We start from the raw sequence: 21,973 nt of genomic DNA on the forward strand, positions 1-21,973 counted from the left end.
GTCAACGAGCTAGAGCGAGAGATTTGATATGAGCCTGAATCCAAGAGACGTGGTGATTGTCGACTTCGGTCGCACGCCAATGGGCCGCTCCAAGGGTGGCATGCACCGTAATACCCGCGCCGAAGACATGTCGGCGCACCTGATCAGCAAGTTGCTGGAACGCAACGGCAAGGTTGACCCGAAAGAAGTCGAGGACGTGATCTGGGGCTGCGTCAACCAGACCCTGGAACAGGGCTGGAACATCGCCCGCATGGCGTCGCTGATGACCCAGATCCCGCACACCTCTGCGGCCCAGACCGTCAGCCGTCTTTGCGGTTCGTCGATGAGCGCGCTGCACACTGCCGCCCAGGCGATCATGACCGGTAACGGTGATGTGTTCGTGGTCGGTGGCGTGGAGCACATGGGGCACGTCAGCATGATGCACGGCGTCGATCCCAACCCGCACCTGTCCTTGCATGCCGCCAAGGCTTCCGGGATGATGGGCCTGACTGCAGAAATGCTCGGCAAGATGCATGGCATCACCCGTGAGCAGCAGGACCTGTTCGGCGTGCGTTCGCACCAGTTGGCCCACAAGGCCACGGTCGAAGGCAAGTTCAAGGACGAGATCATCCCGATGCAGGGCTATGACGAGAACGGCTTCCTGAAGGTGTTCGATTTCGACGAAACCATTCGCCCGGAAACCACCCTCGAAGGCCTGGCGTCGCTCAAGCCGGCGTTCAACCCGAAAGGGGGGACTGTCACGGCCGGTACCTCGTCGCAGATCACTGATGGCGCATCGTGCATGATCGTCATGTCCGGCCAGCGTGCCATGGACCTGGGGATCCAGCCATTGGCAGTGATCCGTTCGATGGCGGTGGCCGGTGTCGATCCGGCGATCATGGGCTACGGCCCGGTGCCTTCGACCCAGAAAGCCCTCAAGCGTGCCGGCCTGACCATGGCCGACATCGACTTCATCGAGCTCAACGAAGCCTTCGCTGCACAGGCCCTGCCAGTGCTGAAAGACTTGAAAGTGCTCGACAAGATGGATGAGAAGGTTAACCTGCACGGCGGCGCGATTGCCTTGGGCCACCCGTTCGGTTGCTCCGGGGCGCGGATTTCCGGCACCCTGCTCAACGTCATGAAGCAAAATGGCGGTACGCTGGGGGTGGCGACCATGTGCGTCGGCCTGGGGCAAGGTATCACCACTGTCTTCGAACGCGTCTGATCGCGTAGCAGGACAGCAGCCGGGGCCATGTGCCCCGGTTTTGTTTTTTTCAGGTTTTATTCAAGAGGGTGTGCAACATGCAGATACAACCAGGCGTATACCGGCATTACAAAGGGCCTGAGTACCGTGTCTTCAGTGTTGCGCGGCACTCCGAAAGCGAAGAGTGGATGGTGTTCTACCAATGCCTGTATGGTGATTACAGCTTCTGGGTGCGCCCCCTTTCGATGTTCCAGGAGTGCGTCGAGGTTGACGGCGAGCAGGTGCCACGCTTTGCTTTGGTCAAGGCCGAAGAAGGGCTGCCTGGGTTGCTGGGCAAGTCGCACGAGTGATCGTCCGAGCTTGACCTCACACTTTTGCCACTATATATAGCGGTGCCGCGTCTGGCACCTGACGCGTTTTTCATCTTCAGATTCAGGAATACTCCGATCCATGGGCAAATCGCTGGTCATTGTGGAATCCCCGGCCAAGGCCAAGACCATCAACAAGTACCTGGGCAACCAGTACGTGGTGAAGTCGAGTATCGGCCATATCCGAGACCTCCCCACCAGCGGTTCGGCCAGCGCGAGCAAAGAGCCGGCCGCCAAGCGTGGCAAGGCCGCGGGTGAGGCTCCGGCCCTTTCGCCGAAAGAAAAAGCTCGTCGCCAGCTGGTAGCGCGCATGGGTGTCGACCCCGACCATGGCTGGAAGGCGAAGTACGAAATCCTGCCTGGCAAGGAAAAGGTGATCGAAGAACTGCGCCGCCTGGCCAAGGATGCCGACACCATCTATCTCGCAACCGACTTGGATCGCGAGGGGAAGCCATTGCCTGGCACCTGCGCGAGGCCATCGGCGGCGACGACACCCGCTACAAGCGCGTGGTGTTCAACGAAATTACCAAGAAGGCCATTCAGGAGGCCTTCTCGCAGCCGGGCGAGCTGGACATCGACCGGGTCAACGCCCAGCAGGCGCGGCGCTTCCTTGACCGCGTGGTCGGTTACATGGTCTCGCCACTGCTGTGGGCCAAGATTGCCCGTGGCCTGTCCGCTGGCCGTGTGCAGTCGGTAGCGGTCAAGCTGGTGGTGGAGCGCGAGCGTGAAATCCGCGCGTTCATCCCGGAAGAGTACTGGGAGATCCACGCCGACCTCGGCACCGCGAAGAACGCCAAGGTGCGTTTTGAGGTGGCGCGCGAGAAGGGCGAGGCCTTCAAGCCGCTGAACGAAGCCCAGGCCATGGCTGCGCTAGAGAAGCTGAAGGCTTCCAGCTACAGCGTGGTCAAGCGTGAAGATCGCCCGACCAGCAGCAAACCGTCGGCGCCGTTCATTACTTCGACCCTGCAGCAGGCAGCCAGTAACCGCCTGGGCTTTGGGGTAAAGAAAACCATGATGATGGCCCAGCGCTTGTACGAAGCCGGCTACATCACTTACATGCGTACCGACTCGACCAACCTGTCGGCTGATGCCCTGGACATGGCGCGCAGCTACATCGAGCGTGAATTCGGCAAGCAGTACCTGCCGGAAGCGCCGCTGGTATACGGCAGCAAGGAAGGCGCCCAGGAGGCGCACGAAGCGATTCGTCCTTCTGACGTGAATACCCACCCGACCAAGCTCAGTGGCATGGAGCGTGACGCCGAGCGCCTGTACGAGCTGATCTGGCGCCAGTTCCTGGCATGCCAGATGCCGCCTGCGCAGTACCTGTCCACCAGCGTTACCGTGGCTGCCGGTGATTTCGAGCTGCGTGCCAAGGGTCGTATCCTCAAGTTCGACGGTTACACCCGTGTGCTGCCACAGCAGAGCAAGCCGGGCGAAGACGACGTGCTGCCAGAAATGGTTCAGGGTGAAGCGCTAAAGCTGATCCAGATCGACCCGAGCCAGCACTTCACCAAGCCACCGGCGCGCTTCACCGAAGCCAGCCTGGTCAAGGAAATGGAAAAGCGCGGCATCGGCCGCCCATCGACCTACGCGGCGATCATTTCCACCATTCAGGACCGTGGCTATGTGACCCTGCACAACCGCCGCTTCTACTCCGAGAAGATGGGCGATATCGTCACCGAGCGCCTGTCGGAGAGCTTCTCCAACCTGATGGACTATGGCTTTACCGCCGACATGGAAGAGAACCTCGACGACGTGGCCCAGGGCGAGCGTGACTGGAAGAACGTGCTCGACGAGTTCTACGGCGACTTCAGCAAGAAGCTGCAGACTGCCGAGTCCAGCGAAGACGGCATGCGCGCCAACCAGCCGACCATGACCAACATTCCGTGCAAGGAATGTGGCCGGCCAATGATGATCCGCACCGCGTCCACCGGTGTGTTCCTGGGTTGCTCGGGTTACACCTTGCCGCCAAAAGAGCGCTGCAAGGCCACCGTCAACCTGGTGCCGGGCGACGAAATTGCCGCTGATGACGAGGGCGAATCGGAGTCGCGCGTGCTGCTGGGCAAGCACCGTTGCCCGATCTGCGCCACGGCGATGGACGCTTACCTGCTGGATGAGAAGCACAAGCTGCACATCTGCGGTAACAACCCCGATTGCGTTGGCTATGAGATCGAAGAGGGCAGCTACCGCATCAAGGGTTACGAAGGGCCTAGCCTGGAGTGCGACAAGTGCGGCAGCGAGATGCAATTGAAGACCGGTCGTTTCGGCAAGTTCTTCGGCTGCACCAACCCGGCATGCAAGAACACCCGTAAGCTGCTCAAGAGTGGCGAGGCGGCACCACCGAAGATGGACAAGGTGGACATGCCGGAGCTCAAGTGCGAGAAGGTCGACGACACCTATGTGCTGCGCGACGGTGCTTCGGGGTTGTTCCTGGCTGCCAGCCAGTTCCCTAAAAACCGCGAAACCCGCGCGCCGCTGGTGCTCGAGATCGTGCCGCACAAGCATGAGATCGACCCGAAGTACCACTTCCTGTGCGATGCGCCGCAGAAAGACCCAGATGGCCGCCCGGCGGTAATTCGCTACAGCCGCAAGACCAAGGAGCAGTACGTGCAGTCCGAGGTCGATGGCAAGCCGACCGGCTGGAAGGCGTTCTACGACGGTAATGCGTGGAAGGTTGAAGACAAGCGCTGATCGTTTGGCGTTGTAATTGGGGCCGCTCTTCGCGGCCCCAATCATTTATGATGCAGCTATCCGCCTTGCAGCCTCATGGGAGCACACTGAAATGGCCCAGGAACTCTATACCCGCACCAATCAGAAACTGTTTTTTGCCGGTCTCGCCCTGGAATCCATGGCCAAGGCCGAACAAAGCCAGGCCATGAATGCCCAGGGCCTGGTCCAGGCCGAGCGCGAGTCGGCGCTGTTCCATCTGTATGGTGCGCTGCTGGGGCTGTGCCATGAAATTGGTGGCTTCTACCGCTTGCCGGTGGTTGCAGGGGTCGAGCAAGCCTTGGCTGACGACGCCCTGAGCGGCATCGCCATTCCGGAAGTGGCAGAGTTGCTGGAATTGGCTCGCCAGCGTGAAACGTGGCTGGCGCAAATGCTCGGTGCTTATGCCGATTTGTTCCGACCACCGGTCGCCAGGAAAGCGCCGAAAACCGACGTTACCCAACCCCTGATTCAAGCGGTCAATCTCGATGAACCTGAGCCTGCAGCGCTGTCGCGTGCCGAGTTGGAAAGCTGGCGCAACAACCTCAAGGGCTTGGTGAGACGTTTCCGCGACGCGTTGAGTGAGTGCTGATAGCCGCAGCGGCTGGTACAATAACGGCCTTTCGCGGAGAACTGCCATCTATGTCTACGTCTTTTCTGGAAATTGTCGAGTTGCCTGATGGCCGCATCGAACTGCGTCGCGCCGAGGATGAGGGCTCTCTGGTAACCCTGGATTTCTCGGAAGACGCCAAGGTGTTCCTGCAGGGGCAGCATGTGGAAGTGGCCAAGGCCATGCTCAGTGTGGGCGTGCAGATGGCCGGTCGCCTGATGGATGGCGAGCTCGAGCGTGATGAAGGGCCGCGCGTGCTGCACTGAGGGTGCAGCGGCGTATCAAGCTTTTTGAATTACCAGGCAAAGCCTGGACATCAGCCGAGGCGGATGTTCAGGCTTTGTGCGTTTCCGGTGCTGGCTGCGCGCAGAAGTTGCTGGCGTGAGGTGGCGTTGACGTTGCCCAGCCAGCTGACCACGGTGTGACTGAGGCCAAGGCGCAAAGCTTCGCAGGCCAGTTGCAGTGGGCTTTGATTGCTGCGGGGTTGCAGCAGCAGAATACGTTCACGGTTGAGCCCGGCATCGCGTAACCAGGCCTGTGTCAGGCTCGATGGCGGAGCGATCAGGGTCAGCCAGCGGGCCTCATCTTCTTCGCTCAGCTCGCGCAGGACGGGTGCCAGCAGGCTTTGGCAGTGCTCTGGGGCACCGCGTAGCGACAATTCGCTGAAGAGGTCCGGCTGGCTGCTCTTGCGTGCCAGTTCACTGGCTTTCAGGCCAGGTAGCACGGGTTGGGCGAGGAATGCTTCGAACAGGGGCAACTGGGCTTGCTCGGGTGCGTGAATGAACTGCTGCATGACGCCTCCTGGATCAGCGGCGAATGACGCCGACGCTCAAGCCCTCGATCACCAGCTCCTGTTCTTTCAGGTCGACTTCGATGGGGGCGAATTCGGGGTTTTCGGCAAGCAGCCAGACCTTGCTGCCTTCGCGCTTGAAGCGCTTGACGGTGACTTCGTCGCCGATGCGCGCTACCACGATTTGGCCGTTACGCGCTTCGCGGCAGGTGTGTACCGCCAGCAGGTCGCCATCGAAGATGCCGACGTCCTTCATGCTCATGCCGTGTACGCGCAGCAAATAGTCGGCCTGGGGGTGGAAGAAGGCAGGGTTGATGTTGCAGGATTGCTCGATGTGCTGTTCGGCAAGAATCGGCGCGCCAGCAGCAACCCGGCCGATGATCGGCAGGCCGCTTTCTTCGGCTTTGGTTTCCAGGCCAGGAATGCGGATGCCGCGCGAGGCGCCTGGCGTCATTTCGATCGCGCCCTTGCGGGCGAGGGCCTTGAGGTGCTCCTCGGCGGCGTTGGGCGATTTGAAACCCAGCTCCTGAGCGATTTCGGCGCGGGTCGGCGGGAAGCCGTTGTCTTCCAGGCAGCGCTTGATGAACGCGAGAATTTCGGCTTGGCGTGGCGTCAGTTTCAACATGGTGAGCGCTCTGTCTTTTTGTACAGTGACTGGGATTATATACAGTACTGGATGCGCTGCAAGCCAAAAGGCGCAATAAACAGTACAGGTGGCGCTTGCAGCCGGGCGTCTGGCACTTTTAAATGGCGACCGCCCGGTCACCGAGCCTTGACAGAAGCAGGGCTGAAACGTATGTTTCAAACACTTGTTTGTCTGGCGGAGTAGTCGGAGTAGTCATGGCCCAATCGGAAACCGTTGAACGCATTCTCGATGCTGCCGAGCAGCTGTTCGCGGAAAGGGGGTTCGCCGAAACCTCGTTGCGGCTGATTACCAGCAAGGCCGGGGTCAACCTGGCGGCCGTCAACTATCACTTCGGCTCCAAGAAGGCACTGATTCAGGCGGTGTTCTCGCGCTTCCTCGGCCCGTTCTGCACCAGCCTCGAGCGTGAGCTGGAGCGGCGCCAGGCCAAGCCGGAGCACAAGCCGACCCTCGAAGAACTGCTGGAAATGCTGGTAGAGCAGGCGTTGGCCGTGCAGCCGCGCAGCAACAACGACCTGTCGATCTTCATGCGCCTGCTGGGCCTGGCGTTCAGCCAGAGCCAGGGCCACCTGCGGCGTTATCTGGAAGACATGTACGGCAAGGTGTTTCGCCGCTACATGCTGCTGGTCAACGAGGCTGCGCCACGCATTCCGCCACTGGAGCTGTTCTGGCGCGTCCACTTCATGCTTGGTGCTGCGGCCTTCAGCATGTCCGGTATCAAGGCCCTGCGGGCGATTGCCGAGACCGACTTTGGTATCAACACCTCGATCGAGCAGGTGATGCGCCTGATGGTGCCGTTCCTGGCTGCAGGCATGCGCGCCGACAGCGGTGTCACCGACGATGCCATGGCCACTGCGCAGTTGCGCCCGCGCACCAAGATCAGTAGCGCCACAGCCAAGGCCTGAAGGCTGGGCGAGGCAGGGCGCTTCGGCTAAGCTAGCGCTCATGCCCGATCTCGATCTGCTGCACATCTCCCTTGCTGATCAATGCCTGTACGGTTTTGCCCGTGGCCAGCTGCGCGTGCGTGTGCCGGTTTCCACGGCGCGCAACGGTGCCGGTGAGCGCAATGGTTCAGGCTGCACGCCGCGTGGCATGCATCAGGTGCGGGCGAAGATTGGCGCGGGGCTGCCGCTGAATGCGGTATTGGTCGGGCGGCGCTGGGCTGGAGAGGTGTGGTCGCCGGAGTTGCATGCGAAAAATCCAGATCGCGACTGGATCCTCACTCGCATCCTCTGGCTCAGCGGCTGTGAACCCGGTGTCAACCGCCTGGGCGCGGTCGATACGTTTCGCCGCTATATCTACCTGCACGGCACCCCTGACACGGAACCCATGGGCATAGCGTTGTCCCATGGCTGCATACGCCTGCGCAACACCGACTTGCTAAGCCTGTTCGAGCGGGTGCCGGCCCATTGCCCGGTACGTATCGAGCAAGCCGCCTGCCCCCAGTGGGCGTCTCTGAAGTTTTCAATGAAGGATTACCCATGACCGTCAGCCTGCAAGGCTCCCTGATGGTGGATATCGCCGGTAAATGGCTGACCGCCGAAGACCGTCACCTGTTGCGTCAGCCCGAAGTGGCTGGCCTGATCATCTTTGCCCGCAACATCGACAGCCCGCGTCAGGTGCGCGAGTTGTGCGCGTCGATCCGCGCTATTCGCCCCGAGCTGATCCTGGCGGTGGACCAGGAAGGTGGCCGCGTACAGCGCCTGCGCCAGGGCTTTGTGCGGCTGCCAGCCATGCGCGCGCTGGCCGACAATGACAATGCCGATTACCTGGCAGAGCAGTGTGGCTGGCTAATGGCGACCGAGGTATTGGCGGTTGGCCTGGACCTCAGTTTTGCCCCTGTGCTCGACCTGGATCACCAGCGTAGTGCCGTGGTTGGCAGCCGAGCTTTCGAGGGTGACCCGCTGCGTGCCACGCAACTGGCCGGGGCGTTCATTCGTGGTATGAATGCGGCCGGCATGGCGGCCTGTGGCAAGCACTTCCCTGGGCACGGCTGGGCCGAGGCGGACTCGCATGTGGCGATCCCTACCGATGAGCGCAGCCTGGAGCAACTGCGCCAGGCCGACCTGGTGCCGTTCACCCGCCTGAGCGGGCAGTTGGCGGCAGTGATGCCGGCGCATGTCATCTACCCGCAGGTCGATAACCAGCCAGCTGGCTTCTCGCGGCGTTGGCTGCAGGACATCCTGCGTGGTGAGCTGGGCTTTGACGGGGTGATTTTCAGCGATGATCTGTCGATGGCCGGTGCGCATGTGGTGGGGGACGCGGCCAGTCGTATCGAGGCGGCGTTAAGCGCCGGCTGTGACATGGGCCTGGTATGCAATGACCGGGCGGCGGCAGAGCTGGCGCTGAGTGCGGCACAGCGCATGAAGGTCAAGCCGTCGCCGCGGATTGCGCGCATGCGCGGGCAAGGGTTTGCGCGGACCGATTACCGTCAGCAGCCGCGCTGGCTGGAGGCATTGGGTGCGCTGAAGGACGCTCAGCTGGTCGATTGATCGCGCTGGCCTCTTCGCGGGCACGCTCGCGAAGAGGCCGGTACAGGCAGCAGAAGGTGCGGCCTCAACGCCCGCGCTTTCCAGGCAGCGGCGCAAACAGTGCCTCGATTTCTTCGTCGCCAAGCCGCCACTGCCCGGCTTGGCCGCCGTCCAGCAAGCTGGCCGCCAGCGCCGCCTTTTCCTGCTGCAACAGCTGAATCTTCTCTTCCACCGTCCCCCGGGTAATCAGCTTGAACACGAACACCGGCTTGTCCTGGCCAATGCGGTAGGCGCGGTCGGTGGCCTGGTTTTCGCTGGCCGGGTTCCACCAGGGGTCGAAGTGGATCACGGTGTCCGCAGCTGTCAGGTTCAAGCCCACGCCCCCGCCTTGAGGCTGATCAGGAACACTTCGCTGTCACCCTGCTGAAACTGCCGCACGGGTGTGCGACGGTCGCGCGTGTCGCCGGTCAGCAAGCTGTAGCGGATCTTGCGCTTTTCCAGCTCCTGTTCGATCAGCGCCAGCATCGAGGTGAACTGCGAGAACAACAGCACGCGGCGGCCTTCGCTGAGCAGCTCTTCGAGCATTTCCAGCAGTGCACCCAGCTTGCCCTTGTCGGCCTGGTTGCCTTTGCTTTCCACGCCCTTGACCAGGCGCAGGTCGCAGCATACCTGGCGCAGCTTGAGCAGCGCGTCGAGGATGACGATCTGGCTGCGTGCGGCGCCATTGCGGGCAATTTCGTCGCGGACCTTCTGGTCCATGGCCACGCGCACGGCCTCGTAGGTATCGCGCTGGGCGTCGCTGAGTTCGACCCAGTGCACCATCTCGGTCTTGGCCGGCAGTTCGGTGGCCACCTGTTCCTTGGTGCGGCGCAGCAGGAACGGGCGGATGCGGCTGGCCAGGTGGGCCATGCGCTCGCTGTCGCCGTGGCGCTCGATCGGCGTGCGGTAGTCCTGGTTGAAGCGTTTGAGGTCGCCCAGCCAGCCGGGCATCAAGAAGTGGAAGATCGACCACAGCTCGCCCAGGTTGTTTTCCATCGGCGTACCGGTCAGGCACAGGCGCTGGCCGGCCTGTAGCTCGCAGACGGCGAGGGCGGCCTTGCTGGTGCTGCTCTTGATGTTCTGCGCCTCGTCCAGTACCAGGACGTGCCAGGCCTGCGTGCGCAGGTGTTCGAGGTCGCGTGGCATCAGGGCGTAGGTGGTCAGGACCAGATCGTACTCATGCAGCGTGGCAAAATGCTTGCTGCGCCCCGGCCCATGCAGTGCCAGTACGCGCAGATCGGGGGCGAAGCGCTGGGCTTCGTCGAGCCAGTTGGGTATCAGGCTGGTGGGCATGACCGCCAGTGCCGGTGTACTCAAGCGCCCGGATTCTTTCTCCAGCAGCAAGTGGGCCAAGGCCTGCAGGGTCTTGCCCAGGCCCATGTCGTCGCCCAGGATGCCACCGGTGCCCATCTCGCGAAGGGCCTGCAACCAGTTCAGGCCTTGTTGCTGGTAGGGGCGCATGCTGGCCTGCAGCCCTGTCGGTGGTTCAACCTGCAAATCACGGGCATCGCGCAGGCGCCGGCCCAGGTCGCGAACGTGCTCGCCGCCTTCCCATTGCAGGGGCAGGCCTTCGATTTCGTTCAGGCGCGCGGCGTCGGCACGTTCCATGCGCAGGGACGGGCCGGTTGTGTGTTCGTGCAGGTAGAGCTCGCCCAGGGTGGCCATGACCGCTTTGACGCGGCCATACGGGAGGGCGACGCGCAGGGCCGGGCTGTCCAGGCGACCACGGTTGAGGTCGATCAGCAGGTGCTCGTCGTCACTGCGCCGGGCCAGTTCGCTGGGGCGCAGCAGCTCTGGGCTGCTGCGTAGCAGTTGCAACACGATCGGCAGCAGGCTGTGACGCTGGCCATCGACCACAATGCCAAGCTCCAGGTCGAACCATTCATGGCCGGGCGCCTCGTCGATGCTCGCATACCAGTCGTCCACCTCCTGCAGGTTGAAGGCGAAGTCGCGCTGGACGTCTATGTTCCAACCGGCTTGGCGCAAGCGCGGCAGGCCTTCGCGGGCGAAACGCAGCCAGGCCTCGTCGTCGGGTAGCTGGAACATTTCGCCGGCGCTGTCGGGCAGCGCCTTGCTCTGCCGGGTGGCGGCCTTGAAGCCCAGGTCGCGTAACACCTTGCGCAGGGCCTGTTCGGCTTGCGGCTGGCGGCGGATGCGCTGGCTGGTGTTGCCGACCAGGCGGGTCAGCGGCTTTTCGTCGTTACCGCTGGTACGCAGGTCGTCGTAGTCGAATGCCAGCGCGGCACGGTGTTGCAGTTGTCGCTGCATACGGCCGGTCTTGGGCATGTAGGCGCTGAATTCGAGGCTGCCCAGCGTCAGTCGCCCGTTTGGCGTGATGTCTTCGATATGTTCGGTGCTCACGGCAGTGGGCGTGGGGACGTGACGGTTCAAGGCGTTCAATCGGTGACTCAAGGGGATGACCAGATGCTCCGGCACGATGGGCGCGCGCGCAAGCTGGCTGGCAATGAAGGGGTCGAGGTCGTGGCGCAGTTTGCCGGTCAAATGCCGCTGTCGGTCGACATAGTGCATGGGCTCGATGGGCACTGCCCGCAACTGCTGGTGATCATCGTGGTACCAGGCGCCACGGTAGCTGCCATTGTCCAGCCTGACCCAGCGAAACTCGGCATGCAGCTCCGGCCCAGGGGACAGTGGCGCCAAGTCGTCCTCAAATAGCAGGCGACCGGTGGCCAGGGCATAGCTGTAGAGCTCCCCGCCCTGCTTGCCTTCCAGTTGCGCCATGGGCGTAGTGGTTTCGCTGCGCGAATCAATCAGGCGCAAAAGCCGCGCATCGTCTTCTGTGACGTAGCGAGGTGTGTAGTAGAGCATTTCGGGCATCGATGTGATGCGACCGATCTTCAAGGTGTCGTCTGCCTGTCGGGTGCCCTTGATCGGCTCGAGTCGCCAGACGCCGTGATCCACGTGAATGCGGTAATAGATTGCCGGGCCTTTGCGTGCTGGCCCTTGAGGCGATGCAGGTTGGGAGGGGGACTCAAGGGTTTGCACCCACAGGTTGAGGTCCGGTGGCAGCGACAGGGCGGATTGTTCATGGGGGCCTGCGGCGTCGAGGCCGTCCTGCAATTGCAGCAGCGCCGCGACGCAGTGTTTGCAGTTGAGCCCAACTGGGCAGCTGCAGCGCCCAAATACCCGCAGGTCCCCGTAGTTAACGACCAGCCGGATGTTCTGCTGGTAGGTCTCGCCTGTGGAGCCCTTGCAGATGGCTTCGATCGTTGCGCCGTGCAGCGACAGGATGCGTGCTCGCTCTTGCGCAGCATAGCTGCGGCCTCGTGCCATCGTGCCGGCTTCGATGAAGTCGACCCACCCCGGATAGGCCCTCAGCAGTTGCTGCGCATCGCCATCGCTCACATCACTGCTCCATCATCTCCGGGTCCATCACCGGCATTTTCGGCGTGCCCGGCGGTGTCACCTTCAGCAGCACCGCCAGGTGCCCACCGTCGAGGAAGGTCAGCTGGCCGCCCTTGACGTTGCTGTTGCTCTGCTTGAACTGCTCGCTTTGCAGTACGTTGCCGTTGCTGTCCAGCTGGTTGACCCAGAAGTTGGCCTCGACCGCGATGAAGCGGCCTTCAGCGACGCTGAGGTTGCCCTCGATAGGGAAGTGGCCGAACCGCTCGGCGCCTTCGCCCAGCGCGATGCGGCTGGGCTCGCTGCCTACTTGCTGTTGCCAGGCCTTGTGCAGCAGCACGGTGTAGTCGGCGGTGGCTTCCAGGCGGGTGGCTTCGTCTTCCAGCGCCAGGCGGCGTTCGGCGTCTTTTGCCAGGCGCGGGGCGCCGGCGCTCCAGTCTTCGGGGGCGAACGGGCTGGTGAAGGCGGGCACGCTGTTCTGCCGCACCAGAATCATTTCTACCTGATACAGGCCTTCGGCGAAGGCAGCTGGGGCGAACAGCGCCAGCAGCAAGGTCAGGCAACGGATGGCACGCATGGGTCTTCCTTAGGCAGGCTGTGGGGTCAGGCGCTCGAACAGCGCCTCCAGGGTATTGAAGCGTTCGTCGGGGCGTTCCATCGGCACCAGGAAACGGAACTGGGTAGCACCTTCGAACTTGTATCGTTTGGGCTGGCCCTGGATCAGCTTGATCAGGGTCAGCGGGTCGACCGGGGTTTCGGCTTCGAACTCGAGCTTGCCGCCGTTGGGGCCGGCATCGACTTTCTTGATGCCGAGCTTTTCCGCGTGCAGCTTGAGCGAGGTCAGGCGCATCAGGTTCTTGGTTGGCTCGGGCAGCAAGCCGAAGCGGTCGATCATCTCGACCTGCAGGTCCTTGAGGCCTTCCTCGTCGGCCGCCGAGGCGATGCGTTTGTACAGGATCAGCCGCGCATGCACGTCGGGCAGGTAGTCCTCGGGGATCAGCGCCGGCAAGCGCAGGTTGATCTCCGGGCCGCCGCCCAGTGGTTGTTCAAGGTTTGGCTGGGTGCCTTTACGGATTGCCTTGACCGCGCGCTCGAGCATTTCCATGTACAGGGTGAAGCCCACGGCCTGGATCTGCCCGCTCTGGCCTTCGCCCAGCAGCTCGCCGGCACCGCGGATTTCCAGGTCGTTGGTGGCCAGCACAAAGCCCGCGCCCAGGTCCTGGGTGTTGGCGATGGCTTCCAGGCGCTTTTCGGCGTCGGCACTGACCTTCTGCCGGGTCGGCGTGAGCAGGTAGGCGTAGGCCTGGTGGTGGCTACGGCCAACTCGGCCGCGCAGCTGGTGCAACTGGGCCAGGCCGAACTTGTCGGCACGTTCGATGACGATGGTGTTGGCGCTTGGCACGTCGATGCCGGTTTCGATGATGGTCGAGGCTACCAGCACGTTGAAGCGCTTGTGGTAGAAGTCGCTCATCACCTGTTCCAGCTCGCGTTCGCGCATTTGCCCATGGCCAATGCCGATGCGTGCCTCGGGCACCAGCTCGGCGAGGTCGGCGGCGCATTTTTCGATGGTTTTCACATCGTTGTGCAGGTAGTAAACCTGGCCGCCGCGCAGCAACTCACGCAGCAGCGCTTCCTTCACCGTGCTCTTGTTCTGCTCCATGACGAAGGTGCGCACGGACAGGCGGCGCGCCGGCGGCGTGGCGATGATGGACAGGTCGCGCATGCCCGCCACAGCCATGTTCAGCGTGCGCGGAATCGGCGTGGCGGTCAGGGTGAGAATGTCGACCTCGCTGCGCAGGGCCTTGAGCTGTTCCTTCTGGCGCACGCCAAAGCGGTGTTCTTCGTCGATGATGGCCAGGCCCAGGTCCTTGAAGCGCACATCGTCCTGCAGCAGCTTGTGGGTGCCGATGAGAATGTCGATCTTGCCTTCGGCAAGGTCGGCGGCAGCGGCGGCCACTTCCTTGGCCGACTTGAAGCGGCTCATCACCTCCACCGTCACCGGCCAGTCGGCGAAGCGGTCGCGGAAGCTGTTGTAGTGCTGCTGGGCCAAAAGGGTGGTGGGCACCAGTACGGCCACCTGGCGGCCGCTGTGCACGGCGATGAATGCCGCGCGCATGGCCACTTCGGTCTTGCCGAAGCCCACATCGCCGCAGACCAGGCGGTCCATCGGCTTGGGCGCCAGCATGTCGGCACGCACGGCTTCGATGGCGGCCTGTTGGTCCGGGGTTTCCTCGAACGGGAAGCCAGCGCTGAAGGTGGCGTAGTCGGCTGACGGGTCGGCAAATGCATAGCCCTTGCGTGCGGCGCGACGGGCATAGATGTCGAGCAGCTCGGCGGCCACGTCGCGCACCTGTTCGGCGGCTTTTCGCTTGGCTTTCTGCCAGGCCTCCGAGCCCAGCCGGTGCAGCGGTGCCAACGCATCGTCGCTGCCGGTGTAGCGGGCGATCAGGTGCAGGTTGGCCACTGGCACGTACAGCTTGGCGTTCTCGGCGTATTCCAAGGTGAGAAATTCGGCGGCCTGGCCGTCGATTTCCAGCGTGGCCAGGCCCAGGTAGCGACCAACGCCATGGTCGATGTGCACCACCGGTGCGCCTTCGCGCAGCTCGGTGAGGTTCTTGATGACTGCATCGTTGGCGGTTTCGCCACGTTTGTCACGGCGCCGGCGTTGCATCACCCGCTGGCCGAACAGCGGGCTTTCGGCGACCAGGGCCAGGCCTGGGTCGTCCAGCAGCAGGCCGTCGTCCAGCGGCGCGATGGTGATTGCCAGGCGCTCGCTGCCGGTAACGAAGTCGTCCCAGCCGTCGACGGTATGCGGGCGCAGCTTCAGCCGCTCGAGCAGCTCCAGCAGCACTTCACGGCGCCCCGCCGATTCGGCGGTGAACAGCACGCGGCCGGGGAACTGGTCGAGGAAGTTGGCCAGCTCGGCCAGCGGCTGGTTGGCCTTGGCTTCGATGGCCAGGTTGGGTAGCGCGCGTGCCGGAAAGCGTTCGCGACCCACACCTGGGTCGAGGTCTTCGCTGCTGACCACCACCCGAGGCCATTGTTTGAGCTGGGCGAAGCAGTCCTCCACCGGCAGGAACAGTTCGGCCGGTGGCAGCAGCGGCCGGCTGAGGTCGCCACGGCGGTCTTCATAGCGCCCACGCACGTCGTTCCAGAAGTGTTCGGCGGCCTGTTCCACGCCAGGCAGCGAGAACACCTGGGTGTCGGCCGGCAGGTAGTCGAACAGGGTCGAAGTTTCTTCGAAGAACAGCGGCAGGTAGTACTCGATGCCAGCGGGAATAATGCCGCTGGCCAGGTCCTGGAAGATCGCGCTGCGGCGGAAATCGACATCGAAGCGCTCGCGAAAGCGTGCCTTGAAGCGGGTCACTTCCTCTTTCTGCATCGGGAATTCACGCGCCGGCAGCAGGCGTACCGAATCCACCTTGTCGATCGAGCGTTGGGTCTCGGGGTCGAAGGTGCGCAGCGTCTCGATCTCGTCATCGAACAGGTCGATGCGGTAGGGCAGCTTGCTGCCCATCGGGAACAGGTCGATCAGCGCGCCGCGCACGGCGAACTCGCCATGCTCGTAGACGGTGTCGACGCAGCGATAGCCGCTGGCCTCCAGGCGCGTGCGCATCTGTTCCACATCGATGGTCTGGCCCACATCCAGCACCAGGCTGCTGCCCAGCAGGAAGCGCGTGGGTGCCAGGCGGTGCAGGGCGGTGGTGATCGGCACCACGAGGATGCCGTGGCTCAGTTCCGGCAGGCGGTACAGGCTGGCGATGCGCTGGGAAATGATGTCCTGGTGCGGCGAGAACAGGTCGTAGGGCAGGGTTTCCCAATCGGGGAACGGCAGCACCGGCAGGTCCGGGGCGAAGAAGCGCAGCTCCTGCTCCAGACGGTCGGCGGCCTGGCTGTCGGCTGTCAGCAGCAGGGTGAAGCGGCCAGCGCTGGTGGCGGCCTCGGCGATGGCAAGGCTGAGGGCGGCACCGGGCAGGTTGCCCAGGTTTGTTTGCCGGCCGTGGCCGACATGTGCGGAAGGCGCAGAACTGACACGGGAGATTGCACTCCAAGCGTTGCGGCAAAGAGACCGATTGTACCGGTGACGGTGCCGGCTGTCAGGCTCGAAAGGGCGTGAACGCTGGCTTGCGTCACTGCGACAGGCGCTCATTGCCGGTTCTGCGTTGGGGCGTCATAATGTAGCCCCTTTTTTCTGTCCCTACATGTGGAAGGTTCCCGTGACTCAGAAGCCCGACCAGTGTCTTGGTGAGTGGATTGATCGTGAAGCTCTGGCTGAAGCGATGATCCCGCTTATCGGTCAGCTCTACCGCAACAACAACGTGGTGAGCTCGATTTATGGCCGTAGCCTGATCAACCGTTCGGTTATCTCGATCCTCAAGGCGCACCGCTTTGCGCGTCATCGTCAAACCGACGAAACCGAACTGTCCGTCCACGAGACATTCCCCCTGCTCAAAGCCATGAGCGAGCTGAAACTGGGCGCCGCTTCGGTCGACCTGGGCAAGCTGGCCAACAAGTTCAAGCAGGAAGGCAATGGCCGCACTGCCGAGCAGTTCGTCCGTGAAGAGCTGGCCGACGTGGTTGGCCAGCAGAACGCTTCGGCGCGCAAAGGCACCGACGTCGTGCTGTACGGCTTCGGCCGCATCGGCCGCCTGCTGGCGCGCATCCTGATCGAGAAGACCGGTGGCGGCGACGGCCTGCGCCTGCGTGCCATCGTCGTGCGCAAAGGCGCCGAGAACGACCTGGTCAAGCGTGCCAGCCTGCTGCGCCGTGACTCGGTGCACGGCCCGTTCGATGGCACCATCACCATCGATGAAGCCAACAACACCATCACCGCCAACGGCAACCTGATCCAGGTTATCTACGCCAAGAGCCCGAGCGAAGTCGACTACACCCAGTACGGCATCGACAACGCGCTGATCGTCGACAACACCGGCGTATGGCGTGATGCCGACGGCCTGGGCCAGCACCTGGCCTGCCCGGGCGCTGCCCGCGTGATCCTCACCGCACCTGGCAAGGGCGCGCTGAAGAACATCGTGCATGGCATCAACCACGGTGACATCGCTGCCGATGACAAGATCATCTCGGCTGCTTCGTGCACCACCAACGCCATCGTGCCGGTGCTCAAGGCCATCAACGACCAGTACGGCATCGTCAACGGCCACGTCGAAACCGTTCACTCGTTCACCAACGACCAGAACCTGATCGACAACTTCCACAAGGGCAGCCGCCGTGGCCGTGCCGCGCCGCTGAACATGGTCATCACCGAAACCGGCGCCGCCACCGCTGCTGCCAAGGCTCTGCCAGTGCTGAAGGGCAAGCTGACCGGCAATGCCATTCGCGTACCGACGCCGAACGTTTCGATGGCCATCCTGAACCTGAACCTGGAAAAGGCCACGACTCGCGACGAGATCAACGAGTACCTGCGCCAGACCGCCATGCACTCGGAACTGCACAAGCAGATCGACTACGTGGCCTCGCAGGAAGTGGTTTCGACCGACTTCGTGGGCTCGCGCCACGCCGGTGTGGTTGACGCAGAGGCGACCATCGCCAACGACAACCGCGTTGTCCTGTACGTTTGGTACGACAACGAATTCGGTTACAGCTGCCAGGTGGTTCGTGTGATGGAAGACATGGCCGGTGTGAACCCGCCAGCGTTTCCACGCTGATTCGCTTGTAAGGCAATGAAAAAACGGGAACCTTCGGGTTCCCGTTTTTTTTGCCTGGAGTAAGTTGTGTGGCGCCTGTGAGATCGGGCGCCGCCCGCGCGGCGCTCGATATGTGCCACACCACAAAACTCAAGCCAAGCACCCAGGAACCGAATTTTTGCGCACAGCCTTACTGTTCATCTTCCTGCTGGTCACCGCCTGCAACCAAGGCCCCACCCTGGAGCGCCTGGGCGGCCCGACCATGGGCAGCAGCTACAGCATCCAATACGTCCGCGAGCCCGGCGGCCCGGCGCCGGCCCAGGTGCAGGCAGCGGTCGAAGCCATCCTGAGCGACATCGACCAGCACTATTCGACCTATCGCGGTGACTCCGTCGTCAGCCTTTTCAACCAGTTACCGGCCAATCAGTGCCTGGCCCTGCCGCCCGACATGCTCGAACTGGTAGCCCTTGGCCAGCAGCTGGCCGAGCAGAGCGAAGGCGCCTTCGACCTCACCGTCGAGCCGCTACTCGACCTGTGGGGCTTTGGCCCCCAGGCCCGCCACGAGCAGGTGCCCGACCCGCAAACCCTGGCCCAGGTACGCCTGCGCGTGGGTTACCAGCACCTGCACGTCAAAGGCCAGTCTCTGTGCAAGGATGCCCCGGTACAGCTCGACTTCAACAGCATCGCCGCCGGCCACGCTGTCGACCTGATCGCCGCACGCCTTCAGGCCATGGGCGTGGCCAGCTTCGTCGCCGAGGCTACCGGCGAATTGAAGGCGGTCGGCCGCAAGCCCGATGGCAGCCCCTGGCGCATTGCCCTGGAGCTGCCCCGCGAAGACCGCCAGATCGCCCGCCAGATCATCCCGGTCAATGGCCTTTCAGTATCGACCTCGGGTGACTATCGGCACTATTTCGAGCAGAATGGCCGGCGCTATTCGCACACCTTCGATGCCCGCCTGGGGCGCCCGGTCGAGCATGACCTGGCGGCCGTTACAGTGCTGAGCGCCTCGGCGCTGCAGGCCGACGGCTATTCGACGCTGCTGTTGATCCTTGGCCCTGAGCGTGGCTGGGATTTTGCCGTGGCGCATGGCTTGGCCGCGGTATTGGTGACTCGAGCCGAGGGTGGCTTCGTCTCCCGAGCTACGCCCGCGTTCGAACGGGCGGTGAAAGGCGAGCGAAAGCACAAGCAGGGATGATTGCCGCCAGGGAATGGGTGAACCATATGTAGTGCGGGCGAAATTGGCCTACGACGCGACCAAGGGTTAATGTGCGCGGCGTTCACGCTTGATTAGACTGCACCCGAATTTTCTCATGACGCCCCGGCGGCATGATCGCGCCCCGCGAGCGACCGTGGCTTGCGGGCCAGTTCTGAAGGAGTACGCATGGCTGTCTACAACTACGACGTAGTGGTGCTGGGTTCCGGCCCGGCCGGTGAAGGCGCGGCAATGAACGCCGCCAAAGCAGGGCGCAAGGTGGCAATGGTCGATGACCGTCGCCAGGTCGGTGGCAACTGCACGCACCTGGGTACCATCCCGTCCAAGGCACTGCGTCACTCGGTGCGGCAGATCATGCAGTTCAACACCAACCCGATGTTCCGTGCTATCGGCGAGCCGCGCTGGTTCTCGTTCCCGGACGTGCTGAAAAGCGCCGAAAAGGTGATTTCCAAGCAAGTTGCATCGCGCACCGGCTACTACGCCCGTAACCGCGTCGACGTGTTCTTCGGCACCGGCAGCTTCGCCGACGAGCAAACCGTGGAAGTGGTGTGCCCGAACGGTGTGGTCGAGAAACTCAACGCCAAGCACATCATCATTGCCACCGGCTCGCGCCCCTACCGCCCGGCCGACATCGACTTCCACCACCCGCGCGTTTACGACAGCGACACCATCCTCAGCCTCAGCCACACCCCACGCAAGTTGATCGTTTACGGTGCCGGTGTGATCGGTTGTGAATACGCGTCGATCTTCAGTGGCCTGGGTGTATTGGTGGAATTGGTCGACAACCGTGGCCAGCTGCTGAGCTTCCTCGATTCGGAAATTTCCCAGGCGCTGAGCTACCACTTCAGCAACAACAACATCACCGTGCGCCACAACGAAGAGTACGAGCGCGTCGAAGGCCTGGACAACGGGGTGATCCTGCACCTGAAGTCGGGCAAGAAGATCAAGGCCGACGCCTTGCTGTGGTGCAACGGTCGTACCGGCAACACCGACAAGCTGGGCTTGGAAAACATCGGCATCAAGGTCAACAGCCGCGGCCAGATCGAGGTCGACGAGGCCTACCGAACCACCGTGCCGAACATCTACGGTGCCGGTGACGTGATTGGCTGGCCAAGCCTGGCCAGTGCCGCCCATGACCAGGGCCGCTCGGCCGCTGGCAGCATCGTCGACAATGGCAGCTGGCGCTTCGTCAACGACGTGCCGACCGGTATCTATACCATTCCGGAAATCAGCTCGATCGGCAAGAACGAGCAAGAGCTGACCCAGGCCAAGGTGCCATACGAAGTGGGCAAGGCGTTCTTCAAAGGCATGGCGCGTGCGCAGATTGCCGGCGAACCGCAGGGCATGCTGAAGATCCTGTTCCACCGCGAAACCCTGGAAATCCTCGGCGTGCACTGCTTCGGCTACCAGGCCTCGGAAATTGTCCACATCGGCCAGGCGATCATGAACCAGCCGGGTGAGCACAACAACCTGAAGTACTTCGTCAACACCACCTTCAACTACCCGACCATGGCCGAAGCCTATCGGGTAGCAGCCTACGACGGCCTGAACCGGCTTTTTTGAGCGGCTCCGACCGGTGGCCTGAGCCGGTCGGAGAGACCGATTTCAACCCTACCCGAGGGTGGTCTTGGCCAAACCGGGAAAGTCTGTAATCAGGCTGTCCACACCAAAGTCAGCAAGCCGGCGCATCAGTGCCGGCTCGTTGACTGTCCATACCGACACGTGCAAACCCTGGCCCTGTGCTTTGAGCAGGCGCTCGGGGGTGCACAGTGTCCAGTTCAATGCCAGCAGCTCGCAGCCATAGTTCTGTGCCACCTTCAGGGGGTCGAGCCAGGCGTATTCGGCCACCAGCCCGCGCTTCACGTCCGGCACCAGTTCCAGGGCAGCGCCCAGTACTTCACGTGAGCTGGAGGTGATGGTGACCTTGTCCAGCAGGCCATACGCCTGGGCCAGTTCGCGAATCGCCAGCACGGTGGTGGCGGCACGGGTACGCGAGGCACTTTTTACTTCCAGCTGCCAGTGATCGAACGGGCATTTTTCGAACAGTTCTTCCAGTTTCGGAATCGGGCAGGGTTGCACATGGCCCGGGCCGCCTTTGCGGGCATCGATCTTGATCAGGTCGGCGGCCGGGTGTTCGACCACTTTGCCGCGCCGCCCAGTGGTGCGCTTGAGGGTGGCGTCGTGGATGACCATTAGCTCGTTGTCGGCTGACAGGTGCAGGTCCAGCTCGCAGCGGGTCACGCCATGGGCCAGGCATTGCTGAAAGCTCTTCAGGGTATTCTCGGGCGCTTCGCCCTTGGCGCCGCGATGGCCGTAGATCAGGGTCACGTTCGTTCCTTCAAATCAGAGAGAAATGGGCTCAGGAGGCAGGGTCGTTCTGCCCCAGTTGCTGGCGCCGCTGCTGTTGCTGGCGCTGCAGGATATAACGGGCCAGCAATTGCCGTTGGGCGTCGGTCATGTCGATGAATTCGGTGCCGACCTCGAAGCCGCCCTCCGGGCGCGGGTCGCAATGGGTGACCTTGCCGCGCAGCAGCAGGCCATGGGCGCGTGGCATCAGCACCATTTTCACTTTGACCCGAGTGCCGGGGGCAATCTGCGTGGCCTGGGTGAACTCGATGCCGCCTTCGGAAATGACCACCGGCAACGGCTGGCCGACTTCACCCAGCAGGGTTTGCGCAACCACCGCGCTGAGCAGGTCGAGGCGCTTGTTCTGCGCCCGCAGGAAGGCGGCAAGGGTGCGGTCCTTGTCGCTCAGCTGGCGCAACAGGTGCTGCGACTCGAAGTCGGACAGGTGCAGCTCGCTGAGCAGGTTGAACAGCGGGGAATCATCTTGCAACACATCTGGGTCAAGGGCTTCGGCCGCGCTGAGGGGGCTTATTTGAAGTGCGATCCGATCTTCGATGCGGTAGTATTCGCGGCGATCTTCTTCGTCTAATGTCGTCATG

Annotated in this window: 15 protein-coding genes and 3 pseudogenes; 11 read left to right on the forward strand and 7 right to left on the reverse strand. The window is 62.8% G+C overall.

The features are described from left to right. Positions 1-28 precede the first annotated feature (28 nt). The 5 genes and pseudogenes from fadA (at position 29) to AB5975_18645 (ending at position 5,133) form a co-directional block, all read left to right on the forward strand. Entirely contained in the window at positions 29-1,204 is a 1,176-nt protein-coding gene (gene fadA / locus AB5975_18625) for an acetyl-CoA C-acyltransferase FadA (GenBank protein ID XDR18629.1), read from the forward strand. Between the two features lie 77 nt (positions 1,205-1,281). After that, positions 1,282-1,533 (forward strand): DUF1653 domain-containing protein, encoded by a 252-nt coding sequence (locus AB5975_18630; GenBank protein ID XDR18630.1) that lies wholly within the window; start codon positions 1,282-1,284, stop codon positions 1,531-1,533. Between the two features lie 100 nt (positions 1,534-1,633). Continuing rightward, positions 1,634-4,242 (forward strand): annotated as a pseudogene (topA, locus tag AB5975_18635) (type I DNA topoisomerase). 91 nt (positions 4,243-4,333) lie between these two features. After that, positions 4,334-4,849: a DUF6586 family protein gene (locus AB5975_18640; protein ID XDR18631.1), complete on the forward strand. Its 516-nt coding sequence runs from the start codon at positions 4,334-4,336 to the stop codon at positions 4,847-4,849. Between the two features lie 50 nt (positions 4,850-4,899). Beyond that, complete coding sequence (locus AB5975_18645; GenBank protein ID XDR18632.1) at positions 4,900-5,133, forward strand: hypothetical protein; 234 nt, start codon at positions 4,900-4,902, stop codon at positions 5,131-5,133. A 50-nt stretch (positions 5,134-5,183) separates the two neighbouring features. Here AB5975_18645 and sulA read toward each other — a convergent pair whose 3' ends face one another. Beyond that, positions 5,184-5,660 (reverse strand): SOS-induced cell division inhibitor SulA, encoded by a 477-nt coding sequence (gene sulA, locus AB5975_18650; GenBank protein ID XDR18633.1) that lies wholly within the window; start codon positions 5,658-5,660, stop codon positions 5,184-5,186. A gap of 13 nt (positions 5,661-5,673) precedes the next feature. Further along, positions 5,674-6,282, reverse strand: a complete 609-nt coding sequence (gene lexA, locus AB5975_18655; GenBank protein XDR18634.1) for a transcriptional repressor LexA — start codon at positions 6,280-6,282, stop codon at positions 5,674-5,676. Positions 6,283-6,497: 215 nt separating this feature from the next. On the opposite strand from lexA, the gene AB5975_18660 reads away from it, so the two are divergent. The 3 genes from AB5975_18660 to nagZ are packed head-to-tail and all read left to right on the forward strand — an operon-like array spanning position 6,498 to position 8,792. Beyond that, entirely contained in the window at positions 6,498-7,205 is a 708-nt protein-coding gene (locus tag AB5975_18660; GenBank protein ID XDR18635.1) for a TetR/AcrR family transcriptional regulator, read from the forward strand. Between the two features lie 40 nt (positions 7,206-7,245). Beyond that, positions 7,246-7,785: a L,D-transpeptidase family protein gene (locus AB5975_18665; protein XDR18636.1), complete on the forward strand. Its 540-nt coding sequence runs from the start codon at positions 7,246-7,248 to the stop codon at positions 7,783-7,785. Positions 7,786-7,793: 8 nt separating this feature from the next. After that, a complete protein-coding gene (gene nagZ / locus AB5975_18670; protein ID XDR22991.1) occupies positions 7,794-8,792 on the forward strand; it encodes a beta-N-acetylhexosaminidase in 999 nt (332 codons plus the stop codon). Between the two features lie 64 nt (positions 8,793-8,856). On the opposite strand, the pseudogene AB5975_18675 reads toward nagZ, so the two are convergent. The 3 genes and pseudogenes from AB5975_18675 to mfd all read right to left on the reverse strand — a co-directional run bounded on the left by AB5975_18675 (position 8,857) and on the right by mfd (position 16,205). Beyond that, positions 8,857-12,173 (reverse strand): annotated as a pseudogene (locus tag AB5975_18675) (SNF2-related protein). Between the two features lies 1 nt (position 12,174). Next, complete coding sequence (locus AB5975_18680) at positions 12,175-12,747, reverse strand: CsiV family protein (GenBank protein XDR18637.1); 573 nt, start codon at positions 12,745-12,747, stop codon at positions 12,175-12,177. A 9-nt stretch (positions 12,748-12,756) separates the two neighbouring features. Then, positions 12,757-16,205 (reverse strand): annotated as a pseudogene (mfd, locus tag AB5975_18685) (transcription-repair coupling factor). A gap of 167 nt (positions 16,206-16,372) precedes the next feature. On the opposite strand from mfd, the gene AB5975_18690 reads away from it, so the two are divergent. The 3 genes from AB5975_18690 (at position 16,373) to sthA (ending at position 20,591) form a co-directional block, all read left to right on the forward strand. Next, on the forward strand, positions 16,373-17,836 hold the full coding sequence (locus tag AB5975_18690) for a glyceraldehyde-3-phosphate dehydrogenase (protein ID XDR18638.1): 1,464 nt from the start codon (positions 16,373-16,375) through the stop codon (positions 17,834-17,836). A gap of 157 nt (positions 17,837-17,993) precedes the next feature. Beyond that, the gene (locus AB5975_18695) at positions 17,994-19,010 is read left to right on the forward strand and encodes an FAD:protein FMN transferase (GenBank protein XDR18639.1); all 1,017 of its coding nucleotides are present in this window, start codon (positions 17,994-17,996) and stop codon (positions 19,008-19,010) included. Between the two features lie 186 nt (positions 19,011-19,196). Continuing rightward, the gene (sthA, locus tag AB5975_18700; GenBank protein XDR18640.1) at positions 19,197-20,591 is read left to right on the forward strand and encodes a Si-specific NAD(P)(+) transhydrogenase; all 1,395 of its coding nucleotides are present in this window, start codon (positions 19,197-19,199) and stop codon (positions 20,589-20,591) included. Positions 20,592-20,639: 48 nt separating this feature from the next. On the opposite strand, the gene AB5975_18705 is transcribed toward sthA, so the two are convergent. Continuing rightward, positions 20,640-21,356, reverse strand: a complete 717-nt coding sequence (locus AB5975_18705; protein ID XDR18641.1) for a glycerophosphodiester phosphodiesterase — start codon at positions 21,354-21,356, stop codon at positions 20,640-20,642. A 31-nt stretch (positions 21,357-21,387) separates the two neighbouring features. Then, entirely contained in the window at positions 21,388-21,972 is a 585-nt protein-coding gene (locus AB5975_18710; GenBank protein ID XDR18642.1) for a PilZ domain-containing protein, read from the reverse strand. Between the last annotated feature and the right edge of the window lies 1 nt (position 21,973).

This window comes from Pseudomonas putida, assembly GCA_041071465.1.
Lineage (GTDB): Bacteria > Pseudomonadota > Gammaproteobacteria > Pseudomonadales > Pseudomonadaceae > Aquipseudomonas > Aquipseudomonas putida_P.

Coding starts and splice junctions, on each gene's coding strand:
- sulA (XDR18633.1), bottom strand. CDS start 5,660: ATGCAGCAGTTCATTCACGCACCCGAGCAAGCCCAGTTGCCCCTGTTC.
- AB5975_18640 (XDR18631.1), top strand. CDS start 4,334: ATGGCCCAGGAACTCTATACCCGCACCAATCAGAAACTGTTTTTTGCC.
- AB5975_18665 (XDR18636.1), top strand. CDS start 7,246: ATGCCCGATCTCGATCTGCTGCACATCTCCCTTGCTGATCAATGCCTG.
- AB5975_18645 (XDR18632.1), top strand. CDS start 4,900: ATGTCTACGTCTTTTCTGGAAATTGTCGAGTTGCCTGATGGCCGCATC.
- lexA (XDR18634.1), bottom strand. CDS start 6,282: ATGTTGAAACTGACGCCACGCCAAGCCGAAATTCTCGCGTTCATCAAG.
- AB5975_18690 (XDR18638.1), top strand. CDS start 16,373: ATGTGGAAGGTTCCCGTGACTCAGAAGCCCGACCAGTGTCTTGGTGAG.
- fadA (XDR18629.1), top strand. CDS start 29: ATGAGCCTGAATCCAAGAGACGTGGTGATTGTCGACTTCGGTCGCACG.
- sthA (XDR18640.1), top strand. CDS start 19,197: ATGGCTGTCTACAACTACGACGTAGTGGTGCTGGGTTCCGGCCCGGCC.
- AB5975_18710 (XDR18642.1), bottom strand. CDS start 21,972: ATGACGACATTAGACGAAGAAGATCGCCGCGAATACTACCGCATCGAA.
- AB5975_18680 (XDR18637.1), bottom strand. CDS start 12,747: ATGCGTGCCATCCGTTGCCTGACCTTGCTGCTGGCGCTGTTCGCCCCA.
- AB5975_18630 (XDR18630.1), top strand. CDS start 1,282: ATGCAGATACAACCAGGCGTATACCGGCATTACAAAGGGCCTGAGTAC.
- AB5975_18660 (XDR18635.1), top strand. CDS start 6,498: ATGGCCCAATCGGAAACCGTTGAACGCATTCTCGATGCTGCCGAGCAG.